Raw genomic sequence first — 19,561 nt, 5'->3', positions numbered from 1 at the left:
GTTCCACGATTCCGTTTTAACCGGAACCGCGATAGAACGGTGACGAAACATCGCGTTGATTGTATCGTCGCGGCGTGGCGCAGATTCTAACCCTTCTCCGGAAACGTTTGATCGGCAGCATTCTTGTGCTGCTGATTGTCGTTGTCGGCTGTTTTCTGATGCTGGAACTTGCCCCCGGCGATGCGGTTGACGCCTATGCCGTCAGTTTTGGCGGTGATGCTGCGCAGATAGCGGATATGCGCGCCCGCTGGGGATTGGATCAGTCGGTCTGGCATCGGCTTGCCGCCTATCTCGCCTCTCTCGTGCAGGGCAATCTCGGCTGGTCGGTCAGTTTCAACCGGCCCATTCTCGGCGTCATTCTGGAGCGGCTGCCCAATACGCTTCTGCTCATGGGCGCGGCGACGGCGCTGTCTTTTGCCGTCGGCACTTTGCTTGGGCTTGTCGCAGGCGCAAGACCCGGCAGTTTCCGGGATCGGTTTCTGTCGATCACCTCGCTCGTGCTCTATGCCATTCCGGGCTTCTGGCTGGCGCTGGTGCTGGTCATTCTGTTTTCGATACGACTGCGCTGGTTGCCATCGAGCGGCATCGAAACGATTGCATCGGGCAAGCAGGGGCTGGCGCGGGCAGGCGATATAGCGCTTCATCTTGTGCTGCCGGTTGTGTCACTGGCGCTGATTTATCTGGCGCTTTATCTGCGTGTCATGCGCGCTGCGATGGCTGACATATGGCGTATGGATTTTGTGCGGGCTTTGCGCGCACGCGGCATTTCGCGACCGCGCATCGTGTTGCGCCATGTGGCGCGCAATGCGTTGCTGCCGCTCGTCACCCTGCTCGGATTGCAGGCGGCCAGCATGTTGGGCGGCAGCGTGGTGATTGAAAGCGTCTTTGCAGTTCCCGGCCTCGGACGATTGGCGCAGGAAGCCGTGGCAAGCCGCGATACGCCCTTGCTTCTGGGCGTCATTCTCACAAGCGCGATCATGGTGATCGTGGTCAATTTCCTTGTCGACCTTCTCTATGTCTGGCTCGATCCGCGTATTGCCCAGCGGGCGGCAGGAAAGGCCCGCGCATGAAGGTTTTTCTGCGCAGCCTCAAAACCGGCGAAGGTCTGGCGGGTTCGATCATCCTGACGATCCTCGTCGCAGCCACGCTGCTGGCGCCGCTTCTCTTCCCCGGTGATCCACTCCGGATTGTCGCCGCCCCCTTGCTGTCACCGTTCGACAATAGCGCCTTTCCGCTCGGTACAGACCGGCTCGGTCGTGACGTGCTGGCCGAGCTTTTCCATGGCGGGCGCACCTCGCTGATTGTCGGGCTTGCGGCGGCTTTGGCCTCCATCCTTGTCGGCAGCGCGGTCGGCGTGCTGGCAGGCTTTGCAGGCGGGATTGTCGATGAAATCCTGATGCGGATCACCGAGGCGTTTCAAACCGTGCCCGGCTTTCTCCTGGCGCTGGCGCTGGTCAGTCTTGCCGGGCCGTCATTGCCGGTTCTGGTGGCGGCTATCGTGCTTTCGAGCTGGACGCAGGCAGCAAGGCTGACACGCGGGCAGGTGCTATCCATCCGCGAACGCGACTACGTAGCATCGGCTCGCATTATCGGTATGCATCCGCTGGAGATCGCCTTTCGTCAGATCTTGACCAATGCCTTGCCGCCGGTTCTGGCGCTGGTGCCGGTGATCGTCGCTTCGGCCATATTGATCGAGGCGGCATTGTCCTTTCTGGGGCTGGGTGATCCGAACCGGGTCACATGGGGCGGCATGATTGCGGAAGGCCGGACGGTGCTGCGCTCCGCGCCGTGGCTTTCGATTGTGCCGGGATTGGCATTGGCATTGACCGTCGTCGGCGTCTATCTGGCGGGCGAGGGTGTGACGGCCGCAGCTACACGGCGCGAGGGGCAATCATGAGCCTGCTCGTGCGGCTGGAAAATCTCTCCGTCACCTATGGACGCGAAACGGCGCTGGGCAATGTCCGGCTTGATATAGAGGTGGGCAAAACGCTCGCCATTATCGGCGAGAGCGGCTCCGGTAAAAGCACGCTGGCGCTGGCGCTTGCCGGGCTTCTGCCTGCCAATGCGCGGGTATCGGGGCGCATTGACTGGGCCGAGGGGCCGATGAAGCCCGGACGCGATATCGGCTTTGTCTTTCAGGATCCGGCATCGAGCTTCGACCCGCTGATGAGCATCGGCGCGCAGCTGGTCGAAACCATTCGCGCCCACGAAAAGCTGGACAGTTCTGCTGCAAAGGAGCGGGCGCTCGCCCTGCTTGAGCGCGTCCATATCCCCGATGCGGAGCGGAGTTTTCACCGCTATCCGCATCAGTTTTCCGGCGGGCAAAAGCAGCGTATCGCCATAGCGCTCGCCATCGCTGCCAATCCCCGTGTGCTGATCGCTGACGAGCCGACAAGCGCGCTCGACACCATCGTTCAAAAAGAAATCGTTGCGCTGCTGCGCAAACTGGTGCGTGAAGACGGCATGACGCTGATCTTCATCACGCATGATATTGCACTCGCTTCCGGGCTTGCGGATCGTATCGTAGTCTTCCGCCGGGGTGCGCTTGTGGAAAGCGGCGAAACGCGCGCGATCATCGACACACCGCAGACGGACTATACGCGCGCGCTGATTGCCGCTGTGCCTGCACTGGAGTTGACACCCCATGGCTGAGGCTTTGTTGCAGGCTGACGGGCTGGTGGCGCGTTATGGCGGTGCATTGGCGCTCGACCATGTCGGCCTTGAGATCGCCAAGGGTGAAACGTTGGCGCTGGTAGGTCCGTCGGGCAGCGGCAAATCCACGCTTGCACGTGCTTTGCTGCGCCTGCACCCGCTGGAAAGCGGAACGATCCGTTTCGAAGGCGAGGATTGGCTGGCATGGCAAGGTGCTGTACTGCGCAGCCGACGCGCGCGCATGCAGATGGTATTTCAGGACCCGCTATCCGCTTTCAATCCCCGCGCCAGCGTCGGCGATCTTCTGCATGAACCGCTGCGCATTCACGGAATCAAACGCGATATTGCGGGACTTTTGGAAAAGGTCGGGCTTGATCCGGCGCTTGCACGGCGTGGAGTGCACGAAATTTCCGGAGGCCAGCGGCAGCGCGTGGCCATTGCTCGCGCGCTTGCGACATCCCCTTCACTGATCGTGCTGGATGAAGCAGTTTCCGCGCTCGATGTGACGGTGCGCGGCGCAATTCTCGACCTGTTGCGGGAGATACAAAGGGCCGAACAGACGGCCTATCTCTTCATCACCCATGATCTTGCGGTTGCAGCACTTATGGCGGATCGCATTGCGGTGATGGAGTGCGGGCGGATCGTTGAAAACCGCCCGACGCAGGAGCTGATTCTGACACCGCAAGCGCCTGTCACCAGAGCGCTGATCGAAGCGGTGCCGAGACTGGCTGATTAGGCCTTGCCGAGTTCCACGGAACGCTTGCGCGCTGCTTCAACCGCTTCGGCAACAAGCGTCTTGAGACGGTCGCCACCCATCAGCACTTCCAGAGCCGCCGCCGTGGTGCCGTTCGGGCTCGTCACCTGCTCGCGCAGTTTCGACGGAGTGTCTGTGCTGGCGTCGGCAAGCGCGCCTGCACCCATCACGGTCTGCATGGCAAGAAGCCCTGCCGTTTCGCGCGGCAGGCCAGCGGTGACACCGGCATCGGTCAAGGCTTCGATGAAGTGGAACACATAGGCCGGGCCGGAACCCGAAACCGCCGTGACGGCATCCATCAGCGCTTCTTCGTGGACGCTTGCGACCTTGCCTGAAGTGGCGAGCAGGCGTGCGACGAAAGCTTCATTATCGGCAGTCACATTGGCGTTCTTGAAGGTCACCATCATGCCCTTGCCGATGGCGGCAGGCGTATTGGGCATGCAGCGGAGGATGGCTGCATCGTGGCCCAGATGCGTCTCGAACAGCGCAACCGGGATGCCTGCTGCAACGCTGACAAAGGTGGCGGCTGGCGCAAAGCGCTTATAGGCAGGCAGAACAGCGTTCATGACCTGCGGCTTGACGGCAACCAGTATCATGCGCGGCTCGAGGTCGGCAGGCAGCGCTTCCGCACTGGAATAGGCATGAACGCCAGCGCCCGCAGCACGCTCGCGAAGCGCATCCGTCGGCTCGACGACATGAACGTCGCCAGCTTTCAAAATGCCGTTGTCGAGCCAGCCTTTGAGCATGGCAAAGCCCATATTGCCGCAACCGACGAGAATGACCGTATCCTGCATAGTGATTGTTCCGCCTGTCTGAATGTTTCGGCGCCGGAGCGCCAAGGTTGTTTGCAGAGGGTATAAACCTCTGCCTTCTCGATCCGCAAGGCGGCTGTGCCATATTTGATCGATACGAGCAGACAAAACATAAAACTGCGGAAACTATAGCTTTCTTGCCCGTGAATTATTGAAGCCTCATAAAATATCGACCAGTATGTTCTGAGGGAATTGCATGGAAGTTGCGGATTTTTAAGTTTATCTGCGCAGTTGGATTGAGGGGCCAATGGATCCGTCTTTGACTACTGGTATTCCGCCAGCAGAAGCATTCGGCCACGTCCGCATCATCATCGGCATGATTCTGGGCTTGTGCGTTTCGCGCCTTCTCACCGGCGTTGCGCGTTTCATCCAGCATCCCGGCAAGCAGAGAATCTATCCGGTGCATATGGCCTGGGTGGCCTTCGTGCTGCTGTCGGTGGTGCATTTCTGGTGGTTCGAGTTCGGCCTCAGAATTATTCCTCAATGGACATTCGAAAAATATCTTTTCGTTATTTTCTATGCCGGGCTTTATTTCCTGCAATGCACGCTGCTCTTTCCCGACAGCATGGAGGAATATACCGGCTATCGCGATTATTTCCTGTCACGGCGCAAATGGTTCTTCGGCATTCTGGCGCTGATCCATGTCGTGGACGTCCTCGACACCTTGTTGAAAGGCGTCGATCACTATCACCTCTATGGTATCGAATATCCGATTCAGACTGTGTGTTTCATCGTGTTCAGCGTCATCGCCATGTTCTGGGATAACCGGCGTTATCATGCGGTCTTTGCCACACTCGCCTTGCTCTACCAGATTGTCTTCACGCTGCGGCACTTCGCGACGCTAAACTGATCGCTTCTGCTTATCCGCATTGCGCGCCGTTTGCGCATCCACAAGGGTGCGAAACTGGCGCAATAGCGGGTGGCGCTCGGTCTGCTTGAGGCCATAGCCGAGATTGAATGCATAATCGAAATCGGGCGGGTTTAGCCCGATATTGTGCTGCAGCATGGTTTCGATCTTGTCGAACCCCTTGGCGAAGATCGCTTCCGGAGAGGTGCCGCGATTATAATCGGCCCACAGGTCAAGAATTTCCGCACCCAGATCGTCGGGAAGCGGCGCGCATAGCTGGATCAGATCGGCCTTTTCACGCTCGGCGCGGCCATCGTCAGCGCTTTGATGAATGGCCGGGACGTCGCCGGAAATCGCCTCGCCCAAATCATGCACAAGACACATTTTGAGAAGGCGCAGGCGGTCGCAATCTTCAAGCTCCTTGTCGAAAAGCGTGACCAGAAGACAGAGCCGCCAGCTGTGTTCGGCAGTACTTTCCGGGCGGCCTTCGGCGGTATGGCCGGAACGCAATGTGCTTTTCAGACGTTCTGCTGCCTGAATGAACTGAACAATGCCTTCGAGGCGTCCCATATCGACCGGATGTTCCATTTTGGGCTGCATCTTGGCTTCCTCCGGTTGCGCATCGGTATGAATCACTATGGAAAATTACAATTTTAACGGTTTGTTTGCCATGGTGGATGCCATAATTCTCTTGGTCTGTGTTATGGCATGATCATGGGCGGATGGTCCGGGCATTCGGACCGGTAGATGGGCTTGGATAGGCATCGGGAAAAAGCGATGGTTGAGCAAAACAACAAGGGACAAGCTGCTGTTGTACGCCCCTTATTAGCTTATGCTCCCGAGTTTCTGGCCCGGTCTCAGGGCATCACACCCGATCTCAGCCCGACCAAGACCACTGCCGAGCTTGCCGAAGAATTGCTGGCCGAGCGCGAGCATCGCAGGCGTCGCGACGAACTTCTACGCCGTAAGCAGGAAATGCTGGATGGCGAACCCACAGCACCTTCGACGGTCCATGACCCTGCTGCCGATATGCGTCAGCGCATGAGCGCCATACGCGCCGAATTGCAGTCCCGGCTTGAGCCGGAAACAGCCCCGCAAACGGCGGCCCCTGCACCGGACCTGCAAAGGCAGGCCGAACCGGAACACGCGGTGTCTGCCGTTGTCGCTCCTGCCGCTGTGGCGCAACCTGCCAAGCCGCGCGGGCGCTGGCGCCTGCGTTGGGGCCGCATTCTCGGCTTCACCGTACTGGGCGGGTTGCTGGGGCTTGGTTATGCAGCTCTTGAGCCGCAGCATTATAGCGCGTCTACATCCTTGCAGGTGTTTCCTTCAGAACGTCGTAGCGAGATTGCATCCGAGGCGGTGCTGAACCGTGCTGCCCAGCTGGCGCGTATCCAGTCGCCGCAGGATTTCGGGACTCCACCGCTGCTTGACCAGCTACGCCACGCGCTTGATCGTTTCACCACAGCGGAAGGCGAAGCCGCCCCCGCGACGCCTTCCGGGCAAACGGGCGCGGCATTGCTTCGCCCGCATCTGGAATTTTCGCAGGCGCTTGATAGCGGCATCGTCACGGTTGAAGCCAAGGCCGCAACACAGCAAACGGCAACAGCAGTTGCCAATGCCGTTGCGCAGGCTTTCCGCGATCAGCTGACAGGAAGCACGGGCGGGCCGGATGTAGGTTTGCCAGAACGTTTGCAGGCGCTGGAAGCGGATGCAGCTTCCGCCAAGGCGGCGGTTGAAGCGTTCCGCGCCAGCCGGAATTTTGGCGACGGTGATCGTGCAGCACTTGAGAGTGCATTTGCCGACGCCAAGGCAGAAACGGCGCGGATCGGTGCCGAGGCTGGTCGCTTGAGCAATATGACGGCGGAAAGCCTGTTGCAGGATGGTTTGCCGGAAGATATGCGGTCAGGCGTGCTGGGTACGCTCGTCGATCAATATCGTGCGGCCGGTCAAAGCGATGCGGCCAAAACCCTTGCCGCTGAAATCGACACGGAAATCGCTAATCAGCGTAGTCTGATTCAGGCCGATCTGCGAAAAGCTGTCGAAAACGAACAGAAGGCGGCTTCTGCAATGAGGGGGCTGAATGCAGCGCCCGCAACGGATGAAGACCGCAATCGTCTTCAGGCGATGGAGCGCGATCTGGCGGCACGGCAGGCGCTTTATGAAGATGCGCAAATGCGTGCGGCGCAAGGTGATATGAGCACCTTGTCGGCGACGGGAGCCACGGTGCGCCTCGTCGCGCCGGCGAATTTGTCTTCCAGTCGACATGGCCTGTCGGTGCAGAATTCACTTCTGGCCGGATTGCTGGGCGGGCTATGGCTCGGTCTGTTTTCGTGCCTGTTTGGAAGCAGGGTGGAGCCGTCGAGAGAAGCGCAGGCGCCGGACGAACCAGAAGCCGAAGACGTGCTCGAAACCTATGGCGAAACGCGGCTGGCCGCCGTCATTCGCGAAGCGAACGAGCGCTGGGAAGTCGAGAACAATCGGGCCGATACGGTCGGAGAGGCGGACGAGTTGCAGCGCACTATCGACGATGTGCGCGCGAACCGTGGCACGCGGTTCTGACATCATTCCTGAAACTTCTGAAAATCCTGTCCCGATTTTCACTTTGTCGCGCTTTCGCCAATTGTCATCGCGCGCCATGACGCTTATTGGCATGTATGCCCGACGGATGTGATGTATCTCCCAGACATTGCAGCCCGTTTATCTCGCAAAGCCGATATTTCGAACAGAAAGAAGCGCTCGCTATGGCCCAGTTGATCGATGGCAAGAAGCTCGCCGAGGATGTGGTTTCCACGGTGAAGACCGAAACCGAAAAGCTCGTTGCAGCGACCGGCGTTGTTCCCGGTATTGCCGTGGTGATCGTGGGTGAAGACCCGGCGAGCCAGGTCTATGTTGCCTCCAAGGGCCGCAAGGCCAAGGAATGCGGCTTCCATTCCGTTCAGCATGATCTGCCGGACACGGCGTCGGAGCAGGAGCTTCTCGACCTGATCGAGAGCCTCAATAACGATCCGGCCATTCACGGCATTCTGGTGCAGCTGCCGCTGCCGAAGCATATCGATTCAGGCCGCGTCATTCAGACGATTTCACCGGACAAGGACGTGGACGGCTTCCACTTCATCAATGTCGGCAAGCTGGGCACTGGCGAGGTCGATACGGCCTTCGTGCCCTGCACGCCAGCCGGTGCGATGATCATGATCGAGCGCGTTCATGGCCGCGATCTTTCCGGTCTCAATGCCGTGGTGATCGGGCGCTCCAACATTGTCGGCAAGCCGATGTTCAATCTGCTGCTTGCTGCCAATGCAACGGTCACGGTTGCCCATAGCCGCACCAAGGACCTGCCTGCGATTGCACGCACGGCGGATATTCTGGTCGCAGCCGTTGGTCGTCCGCAGATGGTCAAGGGCGATTGGGTAAAGCCCGGCGCGACGGTGATTGATGTCGGCATCAACCGCATTCCGGCACCGGAAAGGGGCGAGGGCAAAACCCGTCTCGTCGGCGACGTCGATTTTGCGGATGCGGAGAAGGTTGCGGGCGCGATCACGCCGGTTCCGGGTGGTGTCGGCCCGATGACCATCGCCATGCTGATGGCAAATACGCTGACGGCGGCTTGCCGCAGTGTAGGCGCAAAAAAGCCCGTTTTCTGACACAATTGAGAGGCGCTTTTTGCGCCTCTTCACGCAAACTAGTGCGATTTGAGAGGCAAAGCGGCGCAAAACCCGCTTTGCCTTATTTCATGGGCTAGAAGACCGATGCGCCCTCATCGGCCCGCCCGGCGATCTGCCGGAAGGCGCGGAACAATTCGCGACCCATGCCATGTTCGTTGGCGGAAAGATCGGGACGCTCTTGAAGTCGGGCGTCGAGTGTCGCGTGATTGATCAAAACTTCCAGCGTACCATTGACGGCATCCAGGCGGATAACATCGCCATTGCGGATTTTTCCGATGGCGCCGCCATCGAGTGCTTCCGGCGTGACGTGGATCGCGGAAGGAACCTTGCCCGAAGCGCCGGACAAACGACCATCGGTGACAAGCGCCACGCGCTGGCCGCGATCCTGCAGGATGCCGAGAACGGTCATCAGCTTGTGCAGTTCCGGCATGCCATTGGCTTTCGGCCCCTGATAGCGAACCACCGCGACGAAATCGCCGGTCAGATCGCCTGCCTTGAAGGCAGCCTGCAATTCGGCCTGATCGTTGAACACCTTTGCAGGCGCTTCGATCACTTGACGCTCCGGCTTCACGGCGGAAACCTTGATGATCGCATTGCCAATATTGCCCGTCAGCACCTTGAGACCGCCGCTCGGCTGGAATGGCGAATGGATTTTCGCCAGCACCTTGTCGTCGCCGCTCTTTTCGGGAACCGGCTCGCGTATGACGGTGCCGTCAGCGCCAAGCTTTGGCTCGATGGCGTAAGGGCGCAGTCCTTCACCCCAGACGGTGCGCACATCTTCATGAAGAATGCCGCCGTCGAGAAGCTCGCGGATGAGGAAGCCCATGCCGCCAGCAGCGTGGAAATGGTTCACATCGGCAAGACCGTTCGGATAGACACGGGCGAGCAGCGGCACCACGTCCGAAATCTCGGAAATATCGTGCCAGGTCAGCTTGATCCCAGCTGCCGCAGCCATCGCGATCAGATGGATCGTATGGTTGGTCGAACCACCAGTGGCATTGAGGCCGATGATGCCATTGACGAAGGAACGTTCGTCCAGCATTTCGCCGACAGGCGTATATTCATTGCCGCAGGCCGTGATCGCCAGCGCCCGCTTGGCGGCTTCGCGCGTCAGCGCATCGCGCAGCGGCGTGCCCGGATTGATGAAGGACGCGCCCGGCAGATGCAGGCCCATGATTTCCATCAGCATCTGGTTGGAATTGGCGGTGCCGTAGAACGTGCAGGTGCCGGGACCGTGATAGGACTTGGATTCCGAGATCAGCAGTTCCTCGCGCCCGACCTTGCCTTCCGCATAAAGCTGACGGGTCTTTGCCTTCTCGTCATTCGGCAGACCGCTGGTCATGGGACCGGCAGGTACGAAGATCGCAGGCAAGTGACCGAAGGTCAGCGCGCCAATGATCAGGCCCGGCACGATCTTGTCGCAGACGCCGAGATAGACGGCGGCATCGAACATGTCGTGGGACAGGCCGACAGCTGCAGCCATGGCAATGACTTCACGCGAGAACAGCGACAGTTCCATCCCGGCGAAACCCTGGGTGACGCCATCGCACATCGCCGGTACGCCGCCTGCCACCTGCGCAACGCCGCCCGCATCGCGGGCAGCCTGCTTGATCAGCTGCGGAAAGGTCTCGAACGGCTGATGCGCCGAGAGCATGTCGTTATAGGCGGTGATGATGCCCAGATTCAGCACTTCGTCGCCAGTCAGCGCAGCCTTGTCATGCGGTCCGCAGGCCGCAAAACCATGGGCGAGATTGGCGCAGGCCAGAACCGTGCGGTTCGGCTTTTTCAACGCAGCCTCGCGCACGCGGCCAATATAGGCCTCGCGGGTTGGTTTGGAGCGTTCACGGATGCGCTCGGTGATTTCCTGAATGCGTTTGTGAGCGGACTGCATGGGCATGGGTATCACCTGTGCCAATCTGGCCTGAATGGAATTTAACTGGTCCAGTAAAGCTGGATGGGGGTGCGGGCATGGTGGAAGACGGCCCGTACCGGCATTTCAAGTTCGTCGTCGCCGGACAGCGCCTTTTCAAGCGTTGCCTGCTTGGCCGCGCCTTCGATGTGAAGCACGAGCATGTCGGCCTCGGCGATCAGCGGCAAGGTCAGTGTCAGGCGCTTTTCGCCCGCGCCTTCGGCATGGATTGGCAGAACGAGCGCCCGTGTTGCCGGGTCGATCGCCTGATCGAGCCGGTCGGCATTCGGGAAGAATGATGCGGTATGACCGTCATTACCCATGCCAAGCACCACCACGTCGAAAGGACGGCGCAATGCGTCGATGCGGCTGGCGGCAGCAAGTGCCGCCGTTTCAGCCGTCGCCGCCGGATTAAAGAGCCCGATGAAACGGGCCACGCCTGCATGATCGCGCAAAAGATGGTCCCGTACCAGCTTTTCGTTGGAACGATCGCTGTCTGTTGCCACGAAACGCTCGTCAACGAGGGTAATCGTGACGAGGTTCCAGTCGATCATCTTGCGCGACAGCACCTCGAACAGTTTCAGCGGCGTGGTGCCGCCGGAGACGGCCAGTGTGGCCTGTCCCCGCTCAGCGATTGCGGCAGCCAGCTTGATTGCAATCGCCTCAGAAAGCGATTGCGCCAGTTCCGTTCCGCTGGTGAAGTCGTGACGTTCGATGTTCATGCCGTTCCTTTCAGGGTCCTTACAACGTTTCGTGCCAAGTGCGACCGTCGCGTTCAATCAATGCGATGGACGACGATGGCCCCCACGTCCCTGCGGTGTAACCCTGGACCGGCTGACTGTTCAACTCCCATCCCTGGAGGATCGGATCGACCCAGCGCCATGCGGCCTCGACTTCGTCGCGACGCATGAACAGGGTCTGATTACCGCGAACAACGTCCATGATCAGCCGTTCATAGGCATCCGGATTGCGTTCGCTGAAGGATTCGGCAAAGCTCATGTCGAGTGGAACATGACGCAGGCGCATGCCGCCCGGGCCCGGATCCTTGATCATCAGCCACTGCTTGACGCCCTCATCGGGCTGCAGGCGGATGACGAGCTGGTTGGCGATGACCTTGCCAGCACTTTCACCGAAGATCGAATGCGGGATCGGCTTGAAGGTCACGACGATTTCCGACACACGGGTCGCCAGACGCTTGCCTGTGCGCAGGTAGAACGGCACGCCCGCCCAGCGCCAGTTGGCGATTTCGGCTTTCAGCGCCACGAAGGTTTCCGTGTTGCTGGTGTCGCTTTCGAGGTCTTCGAGATAACCGCGAACCGGACCGCCGGCAGATGCGCCCGCGCGATACTGGCCGCGAACCGTCACATCCTCGACATTGGCATTGGTGATGGGCTTCAGCGAGCGCAGCACCTTGACCTTTTCGTCATGCACGGCATCCGCTTCAATCGACGATGGGGGTTCCATTGCCACAAGGCAGAGCAGCTGGAGAATATGGTTCTGCACCATGTCGCGCAGTGCGCCTGCCGTGTTGTAATAACCGGCGCGACCTTCAAGGCCGACAGCTTCGGCAACGGTGATCTGGACATGGTCGATATGGGCGGAGTTCCAGAGCGGCTCATAAAGCGCATTGGCAAAGCGCAGCGCCATCAGGTTCTGCACTGTTTCCTTGCCCAGATAGTGGTCGATACGGAAAATCTGGTCTTCGCGGAACACGCTGCCCAGCGTGTCGTTGAGCGCCATTGCCGAATCCAGATCGCGGCCAATCGGCTTTTCAACGATGATGCGGGTGTCGCGGGTGATGAGGCCATGGCTCTTCAGGCGCGTGGCAATGTCGCCGAACAGGGTCGGGCTGACCGCGAGGTAAAAGGCGCGAATCTTTTCCGGCTTCTTGCCGATCAGCGTCTTGAGCGCATCCCAGCCCTCTTCGGACTTGGCGTCGACGGCCACATAGCTGACACGCTTCAGAAATTCTTCGACCTGCTTTTCGTCGACTTCCGCAGGCTTGACGTGCTCATGAATGGCATCGCGCGCAAACTTGCGATACTCGTCATCGGTCATGGCGCTGCGTGACGCGCCGATAATGCGCGTCGGGTCGGAGAGCTGGCCTGCACGCTGCCGCTGATACAATGCCGGGATCAGTTTGCGTTCGGCTAGGTCGCCCGAGCCGCCAAAAACGATGCAGTCGAAAGGCTCTACCGGAATAGTCTGGCTGGTCATCTGTCGCTCTCTTCTTTCGTTCGCGCAAATCAGTCTGTCAGTCATAGCCTACTATGACAACGGTGCCATATGCGCGGCCCATCTTTATAATTTAATCGATTTAAATTCAACCGTCCGATTGCCGCATTCTCGTGAATTTGAACTCGGGGGCAAATGTCGGCAAAGTGCAGGGATTAGACCCCACGCGGAGGCAGCCTGTCGGTTTTGTCGGGTTAACCGCTTATGCACACATGACATGTTCATCTTAAAGCCATATTGGAACAAACAATCGTGTTTCAAGTGATTTGCACACAAAGTCTGAAACGACTTTGTCAAAGGAGAATGACATGAAGAGGCTGCAGGATAAGGTCGCAATCATCACCGGTGCCGGATCGGGTTTCGGTTCAGGCATGGCGCACCGATTTGCAGCCGAAGGCGCGAAAGTCGTGCTGGCTGACGTCAATGTGAAGCGCGTGGAAGACGAACTGGCGCATCTGGGCAAGAATGCGCTGTCGGTTCAGGCGGATGTCTCACGCAAGGACGATGTCGAACGCGTGGCGCGTGCAGCCTTCGAGGCTTTCGGGCGCATCGATATCATGGTCAATAATGCCGGTTTCACCCATCGCAACATGCCGCTGACCGAGGTGGACGAACACAATTTCGATCTGATCAGCGCGGTAAATATGAAGGCGCTCTATTATTCGACGCAGATCGTCGTGCCGATCATGGAGCATCAGGGCGGGGGCGTCATCATCAACACCGCTTCGGCGACAGCCCTGCGTCCGCGCAAGGGGCTGGTCTGGTATAGCGCGTCCAAGGGCTGGATTATCAGCGCGACCAAGGCGATGGCGCTGGAGCTGGCCGAAAAGAACATTCGCGTCAATTGCATCTGCCCGGCGGAAAGCGACAGCGAAGCGCTGAAGCTGTTTCTGGAGGACGATACACCGGAAGCGCGTCAGGCCCTGAAAGCGACGATCCCGCTCGATCGGTTTTCGACACCGGACGATGTGGCCGAGGCTGCCCTTTGGCTCGCATCCGACTCCGCCTCGATGGTGACGGGGACGGCGCTCAGTGTCGATGGCGGCTATTCCATTTAGCAACCTGCTTCGGCGAGGAAGTCATCGTAAATGGCTTCCAGCCGCTTATGGCGTTCGGCGGCCATGCGCCTTCCGGTTTCTGTTCTGAAACCGGAGGCAAGCTTGAACAGCTTTGTGCGGAAATGATCGAGCGCATAGGCTTTGTCGTCAAGCGCGCGGTCATCAGCGCGCGGGTCGCGCCAGTCATAAAGGGCGCTTCCCATACGGCCTGCAATATAGAAGCAGCGTGCTGCACCGATCACGCCAATTGCGTCGAGCCTGTCGGCATCCTGCAAGGTCTGCGCCTCGATGGTCACGGGCTCGATATTGGCGGAAAAGCTGTGCGCTTCAACCGCATGGGCGACGCGGGCAATGCGCTCATCGTCCCATCCGAGGCTGCGCAGCAGTGCGGACGCCTTGTCGGCAGCAAGGCGCGAGGCCTTGTGCCGGTCGGGTGAATTTTTCTCCACACTCACGCAATCATGCAGAATTGCCGCCGCGCAGAGAATTTCGGCGTCGCCGCCTTCGGTACTGTGAATGGCCGAGGCATTCTTCCAGACGCGGGCGAGGTGGGACAGATCGTGTGATCCGTCCTCACCATGTTCCAATGCATGCGGCAGAAGTTCAGCGGCAAGCGTTTCGAAGGGCGCGAAGATATGGTCTGTCATTCAATGTCTCAAAGAATCATGGAAGTGATGGAGTGACAGCCAGTATCCCTTGGTTGCGTCAGTTCTGTGAAGCGCGGCGCAGCACTATCCAGTTATAAAGCGCACCGAATGCCATCATCAGGCAGGTGCCGAGAAACACGGCCCGCATGCCGAAATGGCCGCCGACAAAGCCGCCTGCCACCGGGCCCGCGACCTGTCCGACATATTGCGCCGAGACCGAATAGCCGAGGATACCGCCGGCGACACGGTCGGGCACATTGTGCCGGATGACGCTGGTGATGCAGGGCAGGAGGCCGCCCAGCGCCAGCCCCATCAGGAAGCGCAGGCCGATCAGTTGCCAGGCTTGCGTAACGAAAGCCTGCGGGATCAGCAACAATGCGGAAACCGCCAGCGCACCGATGATGACATATCTGTGCCCGACGCGGTCGGCCAGACGCCCGAGGCGCGACGAGGACAGGATGCTGCCCAGTGCAGCCGTAGCCATCACAACGCCGGAAATCAGCGTGACCTTGGTCTGGTCGTCCATCAGCTGCATGACATAGACAGTGATGATCGGCTCGATCGACATATTGGCGAACAGCAGCAGCATGCCCGTCACCAGCATGGCCAGAACCGGCTTTCTGTCGGGGATGGCAGCCCAGATGGATTCCGCCTTCTGCTCCTTGGTCGGTTTCGGCGGCTTGCGCTCTTCGCGGATCAGGAAAGTCGTGGCGAGGAAGGTCAGGAAAATCACGCCGCCCGCCAGCCAGAATGTGGCGCGGATGCCGATCAATGGCGGCAATGCGCCGCCGAGCAGCGGCCCGGCCAGATTACCTGCCATGATGCCCGCCGAAAGCGCGCCCAGCGCCCAGCCGGTCTTGTCTTTCGGGGTCTGTGTCGCGACGAGGATCATTGAGCCGGAGGAGTAGCCGCCCGCAATGCCGACGAACAGGCGCAGCGCGACCAGCTGCCAGACGCTCGTCACCATGCCGATCAGCGACATGGCGATGGCCATGCCGAGACTGGCGCGGATCAGCATCAGCTTGCGGCCATAACGGTCACCAAGCTTGCCCCAGAGCGGCGCGACGAAGGCGGCGGCGAGAAAGGTGGCGCCATAGGCGATACCGGACCACTGCACGATGGCCGCATGATCGGACACGCCAAGCTGCTCCACATAAAGCGGCAGGAAAGGCAGCAGGAGCGACATTGCGATCAGCGTGGTGAACGAACCGAGGAGGCAAATGAGCAGGTTCTGTTTCCAGTAGCGCTCGTGGTTTTCCTCAGCCTGTTTCGGGCCAGCCATAGGGCCAGCGGAGCCGTCTAAAGCGTCGGCGTCCCTGGCGGCAGCTTGGGTCGTACTCATGTCATGTCCTGCGATTGCATCTTGATGTGTGAATGGACGATGCGGGAATGGGATTGTCTTGTATTCCATTTTGGGATACCAAAACGGAATACATGCATGCGCCTGTTGCTTCGCCTTGTCAACTCCCGTCAGGAGCAAGGCATTCACGGCGTGATGAATAAGGAGACCGGTCGGCAATGTCACAGATGCAAGAAGTGGAAACGCAGCTTCGCGACATGATACTCGGGCTTGAGCTTGGGCCGGGCGAACGCGTGACGGAGCGCTGGGTGGAGGCGCAGTTTGCCGCTTCCCGCACGCCGATCCGCGCAGCACTGTTGCGGCTGGAAGCAGAAGGTCTCGTCTGTCGCGAAGGGCGCGGCTGGACCGTTTCGCCGATCAATCTCAACGAAATTGAACAGATCGGCGTCTATCGTGAGGCGCTGGAAGTGGCGGCGATCCGTTTGACTGCGGCGCTTAATGATCGCAGCGGCGTCGAGCCGATTGGCGCCATGCTGGACAGTTGCGATGCCGAAACCTCGCGGGAGGAATGGCATCGGGTCGGCATGGATTTTCATATCGAACTGGCGCGCCTATCAGGCAATGAGTTTCTAAGCCGTGGCGTCCGCGATGCAATGCAGCGCCTGTCGCGGGCGCGCTGGCTGGAAGTGCGCGATGAAGCAGCACTTGCCCGCGCCTGGCGCGAGCATCACGCAATCCTTGAAGCGGTGCGCAATGGCGATCCCGACGAGGCGGCAAAGCTGTTGAGCGCCCATCTGGGCGGCAGCCGCGACCGTCTCGTCAGCAGTTTGCACGAAGACCGTCGCGGCCTGAAGGCGCGGGGCTTTGCGGTTATCAGCGCGTGAACTAAAGCATTTCCAGCAAAAGTGCGAAGCGGTTTTGCGTAGGACAATGCGTAAAAACAAATGGATAGAGCGGTTCCACGATTCCGTTTTAACCGGAACCGCTCTAGCGCCAGTCAGGTAGCCTGTGTCCGCCGCGCGGCAAGCGTGACTGACGCCCTTCCATGAGGCCAAGGTCGCGCAGCAGGTAATCGGGCGAATGTTCGCTGACGACATAGGGCGCTGGTTTGCGCTGAAACAGGCGCATGAACAGGCGATACCAGCCAGTGGCGGCTTTATCGGAAGGGCCAGACGCAGTGCAGACCCCTGCAAGGGTTGGCGCATTGATCTTGATGTTTTGCATGGTTCCGGCTTTGCTTTTGTGAGCCGTGGGAGACAGCTCAGTTAAATTCTGCCTATAGATATGGCCAGAAAAGCTGTTGTTTTCCAATTGAACGTCGATTACCATGCATAAGGAGAACTTATGCATCATGGTGTCGTCGCTTCCCCCTTTATCCGCCATTCGCGTCTTTGAATCCGCATCCCGGCATGCAAGTTTTACCAAGGCTGCGGAAGAGCTTGGCATGACGCAGGCCGCTGTCAGCTATCAGATCAAGATGCTGGAGGAGCGCGTCGGTGCGCCCCTGTTTCTGCGCATGCCGAGACAGGTGAAGCTGACCGAGCTTGGTGAGCGACTGGCGCCGTCCATCACCGAAGCTTTTGAAACGATGCGCACGGCTTTCGCGACCTTGCGGGAGGATACGGAAGGTGTTCTCTCGATTAGCGTCGTGGCCACTTTTGCGGCCAACTGGCTGGTTCAGCGCCTTGGCTCGTTCCAGATGGAGCATCCGCTTCTGGCGGTGCGGCTCGATTCCAACGACAGACTGGTCGATTTCACCCAGAGCGAGGTTGATCTGGCTGTCCGCACCGGCACTGGCAACTGGCCGGGATTGGTCAGTCATGAGCTGATCAAGGCGCAATTCACTCCCATGCTGAGCCCGAAACTTGCGGCGAGCATTGGCGGGGTGCGCGAGCCCGCCGACCTGTTGCGCCTGCCCGCCATTGATGCGAGCGATCCGTGGTGGCGGCTGTGGTTCGAAGCCGCTGGCGTTCGCGATCCGCAGGTGCGGGGTAACACGCAGAACCGGTTGGGTGCACAACATCTGGAAGGGCGTGCAGCCACGGCAGGCCTTGGCATGGGTATCCTCACACCAGCTTTTCATACGGCGGAAGTTGCGGCGGGTCTGCTGATCCAGCCCTTCGACCTCCTCTGCGACGATGGCCGTTCCTATTGGCTGGTCTATCCGGAATCCCGCCGTAACGTGCCGAAAATCCGGGCTTTTCGGGCATGGATATTGGGGGAACTTGGAAAATAACGGCCATCGGCAAATTTTTTTGCCTGCATGTCACATTCAGTGTTGCTCGCTCGTCATGTCTTTCGAACCACCAAATTAAACCCGAAAGGAACGAGACCATGACTGCTACGCTGAACCCATTCAATGTTGCTCCTGCTCTGATGAAGTCCTGGATGACCACCTCGCAGGCCGTCGCTTCCAGTCTGGAAGGAAGCCTGATCGAACTGGTCAAAATTCGCTCGTCGCAGATCAATGCCTGCGCAAATTGCATCAACATGCATACGATTGAGGCCCGTTCGCTGGGTGAAACCGAACAGCGGATTTATTTGCTCTCGGCCTGGCAGGAAGCGCCATGCTATTCTGAACGCGAGCGCGCTGCGCTTGGCTGGGTGGACGCGCTGACTCGCCTCTCGCAGGGTCATGATCTTGCCGAAGCGCGCAAGGCCTTACAGGCGCAGTTTACGGAGGGGGAACAGGTGAATCTCACGCTGATGATCAACATTATCAATGGCTGGAACCGCATGGCCGTTGGCTTCGGCCTCTGGTTCGATCCGGCGGCTGCAAAAGCCACCGCCCAGAAGCCCGCCGCCGAGGCGGTCGCCTGATGGTGGGTGAGCAGGCTCATGACGACGCAGCGGAGATTTTCGATCCGCTGCGTCCGAAACTGATCCGCGTCGCCTATCGCATGCTCGGCTCTGTCGCCGATGCGGAAGATATGGTGCAGGAGGCGTTCATCCGCTGGATGAACGCCGATCGCAGCGAAGTCCGCGAGCCGGAAGCCTTTCTGCGGCGCACGGTGACGCGGCTTTGTCTCGACCGGCTTAAATCCGGCCAAAGGCAGCGCGAAACCTATCTCGGCCCGTGGATTCCAGACCCGGTGATCGAGGAGGAAGAGGAAGACGACGATGTTACCTTGCCGCTGATGCTGGCATTGGAGCGGCTTTCACCGCTGGAACGGGCGGCTTTCCTGTTGCATGACGTATTCGGCCTCGACTTCGATGAAATCTCGAAAACAATCCAGCGCGATGCAGCGGCCTGCCGCCAGCTCGCTGCCCGTGCGCGCAAACATGTCCGCGAAGAGCGCCCGCGATTTCAGGTCGACAAGCAACGCGGTCTTGAACTGGCGCAGGCTTTCTTCACGGCTTCACGCAGCGGCGATATGAACGCGCTGGGAACCATGCTCGCCGCCGATGTGCACATGCATGCGGATGGCGGCGGAAAACGTCCGGCTTTCCCGAAGCCGATTTTCGGTTTTACCGATGTCATGGAAATTCACGAGAAGCTTGCCGGCTATTTCAGAGCCAATGGTTCCAAGCTCTTGCGCACCACCTTTATCAATGGTCTGCCGGGCTTTATCTCGCTTGAATCGGATGGTCAGATCCAGACCACCGCGCTCGATATCGAAGACGGAAAGATTGCGGCGATCTATGTCGTCCGCAATCCCGACAAGTTACAGCACCTGCATTGAAG

At 59.4% G+C, this 19,561-nt stretch carries 20 protein-coding genes; 12 read left to right on the top strand and 8 right to left on the bottom strand.

Features of this window, described 5'->3' with window-relative positions; all coding sequences use genetic code 11:
• Positions 1-74: 74 nt before the first annotated feature.
• The 4 genes from FHW00_RS18905 to FHW00_RS18890 are packed head-to-tail and all read left to right on the top strand — an operon-like array spanning position 75 to position 3,388.
• Complete coding sequence (locus tag FHW00_RS18905) at positions 75-1,070, top strand: ABC transporter permease (protein ID WP_176168344.1); 996 nt, start codon at positions 75-77, stop codon at positions 1,068-1,070.
• Complete coding sequence (locus FHW00_RS18900; protein ID WP_078339825.1) at positions 1,067-1,897, top strand: ABC transporter permease; 831 nt, start codon at positions 1,067-1,069, stop codon at positions 1,895-1,897. The genes FHW00_RS18905 and FHW00_RS18900 overlap by 4 nt, the downstream gene beginning before the upstream one ends.
• Entirely contained in the window at positions 1,894-2,652 is a 759-nt protein-coding gene (locus FHW00_RS18895) for an ATP-binding cassette domain-containing protein (RefSeq protein ID WP_078339824.1), read from the top strand. The genes FHW00_RS18900 and FHW00_RS18895 overlap by 4 nt, the downstream gene beginning before the upstream one ends.
• On the top strand, positions 2,645-3,388 hold the full coding sequence (locus FHW00_RS18890; protein WP_078339823.1) for an ABC transporter ATP-binding protein: 744 nt from the start codon (positions 2,645-2,647) through the stop codon (positions 3,386-3,388). The genes FHW00_RS18895 and FHW00_RS18890 overlap by 8 nt, the downstream gene beginning before the upstream one ends.
• Here FHW00_RS18890 and proC read toward each other — a convergent pair.
• Positions 3,385-4,200 (bottom strand): pyrroline-5-carboxylate reductase, encoded by an 816-nt coding sequence (gene proC / locus FHW00_RS18885; RefSeq protein ID WP_078339822.1) that lies wholly within the window; start codon positions 4,198-4,200, stop codon positions 3,385-3,387. The two genes, FHW00_RS18890 and proC, sit on opposite strands and share 4 nt — an antisense overlap.
• A gap of 265 nt (positions 4,201-4,465) precedes the next feature.
• Between proC and FHW00_RS18880 the strand changes: the two genes are divergently transcribed.
• Positions 4,466-5,068 carry a hypothetical protein gene (locus FHW00_RS18880; protein WP_078339821.1) on the top strand — a complete coding sequence of 201 codons (603 nt, stop codon included), beginning with the start codon at positions 4,466-4,468 and terminating at the stop codon, positions 5,066-5,068.
• On the opposite strand, the gene FHW00_RS18875 is transcribed toward FHW00_RS18880, so the two are convergent.
• Positions 5,060-5,665 carry an HD domain-containing protein gene (locus tag FHW00_RS18875; RefSeq protein ID WP_078339853.1) on the bottom strand — a complete coding sequence of 202 codons (606 nt, stop codon included), beginning with the start codon at positions 5,663-5,665 and terminating at the stop codon, positions 5,060-5,062. The genes FHW00_RS18880 and FHW00_RS18875 overlap by 9 nt on opposite strands.
• Before the next feature lie 177 nt (positions 5,666-5,842).
• Between FHW00_RS18875 and FHW00_RS18870 the strand changes: the two genes are divergently transcribed.
• The gene (locus FHW00_RS18870) at positions 5,843-7,624 is read left to right on the top strand and encodes a hypothetical protein (protein WP_078339820.1); all 1,782 of its coding nucleotides are present in this window, start codon (positions 5,843-5,845) and stop codon (positions 7,622-7,624) included.
• Between the two features lie 182 nt (positions 7,625-7,806).
• Complete coding sequence (gene folD, locus FHW00_RS18865; RefSeq protein WP_078339819.1) at positions 7,807-8,706, top strand: bifunctional methylenetetrahydrofolate dehydrogenase/methenyltetrahydrofolate cyclohydrolase FolD; 900 nt, start codon at positions 7,807-7,809, stop codon at positions 8,704-8,706.
• Positions 8,707-8,800: 94 nt separating this feature from the next.
• Here the strand turns inward: folD and edd are convergent, their stop codons facing one another.
• Genes edd through zwf form a run of 3 tightly spaced genes read right to left on the bottom strand, consistent with a single transcriptional unit; the run spans position 8,801 to position 12,853 of the window.
• Positions 8,801-10,624, bottom strand: a complete 1,824-nt coding sequence (gene edd / locus FHW00_RS18860; protein WP_078339818.1) for a phosphogluconate dehydratase — start codon at positions 10,622-10,624, stop codon at positions 8,801-8,803.
• A gap of 35 nt (positions 10,625-10,659) precedes the next feature.
• On the bottom strand, positions 10,660-11,358 hold the full coding sequence (gene pgl, locus FHW00_RS18855; protein ID WP_078339817.1) for a 6-phosphogluconolactonase: 699 nt from the start codon (positions 11,356-11,358) through the stop codon (positions 10,660-10,662).
• A 19-nt stretch (positions 11,359-11,377) separates the two neighbouring features.
• Positions 11,378-12,853, bottom strand: a complete 1,476-nt coding sequence (gene zwf / locus FHW00_RS18850) for a glucose-6-phosphate dehydrogenase (RefSeq protein WP_078339816.1) — start codon at positions 12,851-12,853, stop codon at positions 11,378-11,380.
• 326 nt (positions 12,854-13,179) lie between these two features.
• Here zwf and FHW00_RS18845 point away from each other — a divergent pair, with 326 nt between their 5' ends.
• On the top strand, positions 13,180-13,929 hold the full coding sequence (locus FHW00_RS18845; RefSeq protein ID WP_078339815.1) for an SDR family oxidoreductase: 750 nt from the start codon (positions 13,180-13,182) through the stop codon (positions 13,927-13,929).
• Here the strand turns inward: FHW00_RS18845 and FHW00_RS18840 are convergent.
• Both FHW00_RS18840 and FHW00_RS18835 read right to left on the bottom strand, forming a co-directional pair.
• Complete coding sequence (locus FHW00_RS18840; protein ID WP_078339814.1) at positions 13,926-14,576, bottom strand: HD domain-containing protein; 651 nt, start codon at positions 14,574-14,576, stop codon at positions 13,926-13,928. The genes FHW00_RS18845 and FHW00_RS18840 overlap by 4 nt on opposite strands.
• A 58-nt stretch (positions 14,577-14,634) precedes the next feature.
• On the bottom strand, positions 14,635-15,918 hold the full coding sequence (locus FHW00_RS18835; protein WP_078339852.1) for a multidrug efflux MFS transporter: 1,284 nt from the start codon (positions 15,916-15,918) through the stop codon (positions 14,635-14,637).
• Positions 15,919-16,094: 176 nt separating this feature from the next.
• Here FHW00_RS18835 and FHW00_RS18830 point away from each other — a divergent pair, with 176 nt between their 5' ends.
• Positions 16,095-16,760, top strand: a complete 666-nt coding sequence (locus FHW00_RS18830) for a GntR family transcriptional regulator (protein ID WP_078339813.1) — start codon at positions 16,095-16,097, stop codon at positions 16,758-16,760.
• Positions 16,761-16,863: 103 nt separating this feature from the next.
• Here the strand turns inward: FHW00_RS18830 and FHW00_RS18825 are convergent, their stop codons facing one another.
• On the bottom strand, positions 16,864-17,100 hold the full coding sequence (locus FHW00_RS18825; protein WP_139364401.1) for a hypothetical protein: 237 nt from the start codon (positions 17,098-17,100) through the stop codon (positions 16,864-16,866).
• Positions 17,101-17,227: 127 nt separating this feature from the next.
• Between FHW00_RS18825 and FHW00_RS18820 the strand changes: the two genes are divergently transcribed.
• The 3 genes from FHW00_RS18820 to FHW00_RS18810 all read left to right on the top strand — a co-directional run bounded on the left by FHW00_RS18820 (position 17,228) and on the right by FHW00_RS18810 (position 19,559).
• On the top strand, positions 17,228-18,112 hold the full coding sequence (locus FHW00_RS18820; RefSeq protein ID WP_078339811.1) for a LysR substrate-binding domain-containing protein: 885 nt from the start codon (positions 17,228-17,230) through the stop codon (positions 18,110-18,112).
• A gap of 98 nt (positions 18,113-18,210) precedes the next feature.
• On the top strand, positions 18,211-18,696 hold the full coding sequence (locus FHW00_RS18815) for a carboxymuconolactone decarboxylase family protein (protein ID WP_078339810.1): 486 nt from the start codon (positions 18,211-18,213) through the stop codon (positions 18,694-18,696).
• A complete protein-coding gene (locus FHW00_RS18810) occupies positions 18,696-19,559 on the top strand; it encodes a sigma-70 family RNA polymerase sigma factor (RefSeq protein ID WP_078339809.1) in 864 nt (287 codons plus the stop codon). The genes FHW00_RS18815 and FHW00_RS18810 overlap by 1 nt, the downstream gene beginning before the upstream one ends.
• Positions 19,560-19,561 lie beyond the last annotated feature (2 nt).

The sequence above is a fragment of the Ochrobactrum sp. P6BSIII genome, assembly GCF_014138065.1.
In the GTDB taxonomy this organism is placed as follows: domain Bacteria; phylum Pseudomonadota; class Alphaproteobacteria; order Rhizobiales; family Rhizobiaceae; genus Brucella.
This window is presented reverse-complemented; position numbering and strand designations above follow the sequence as displayed.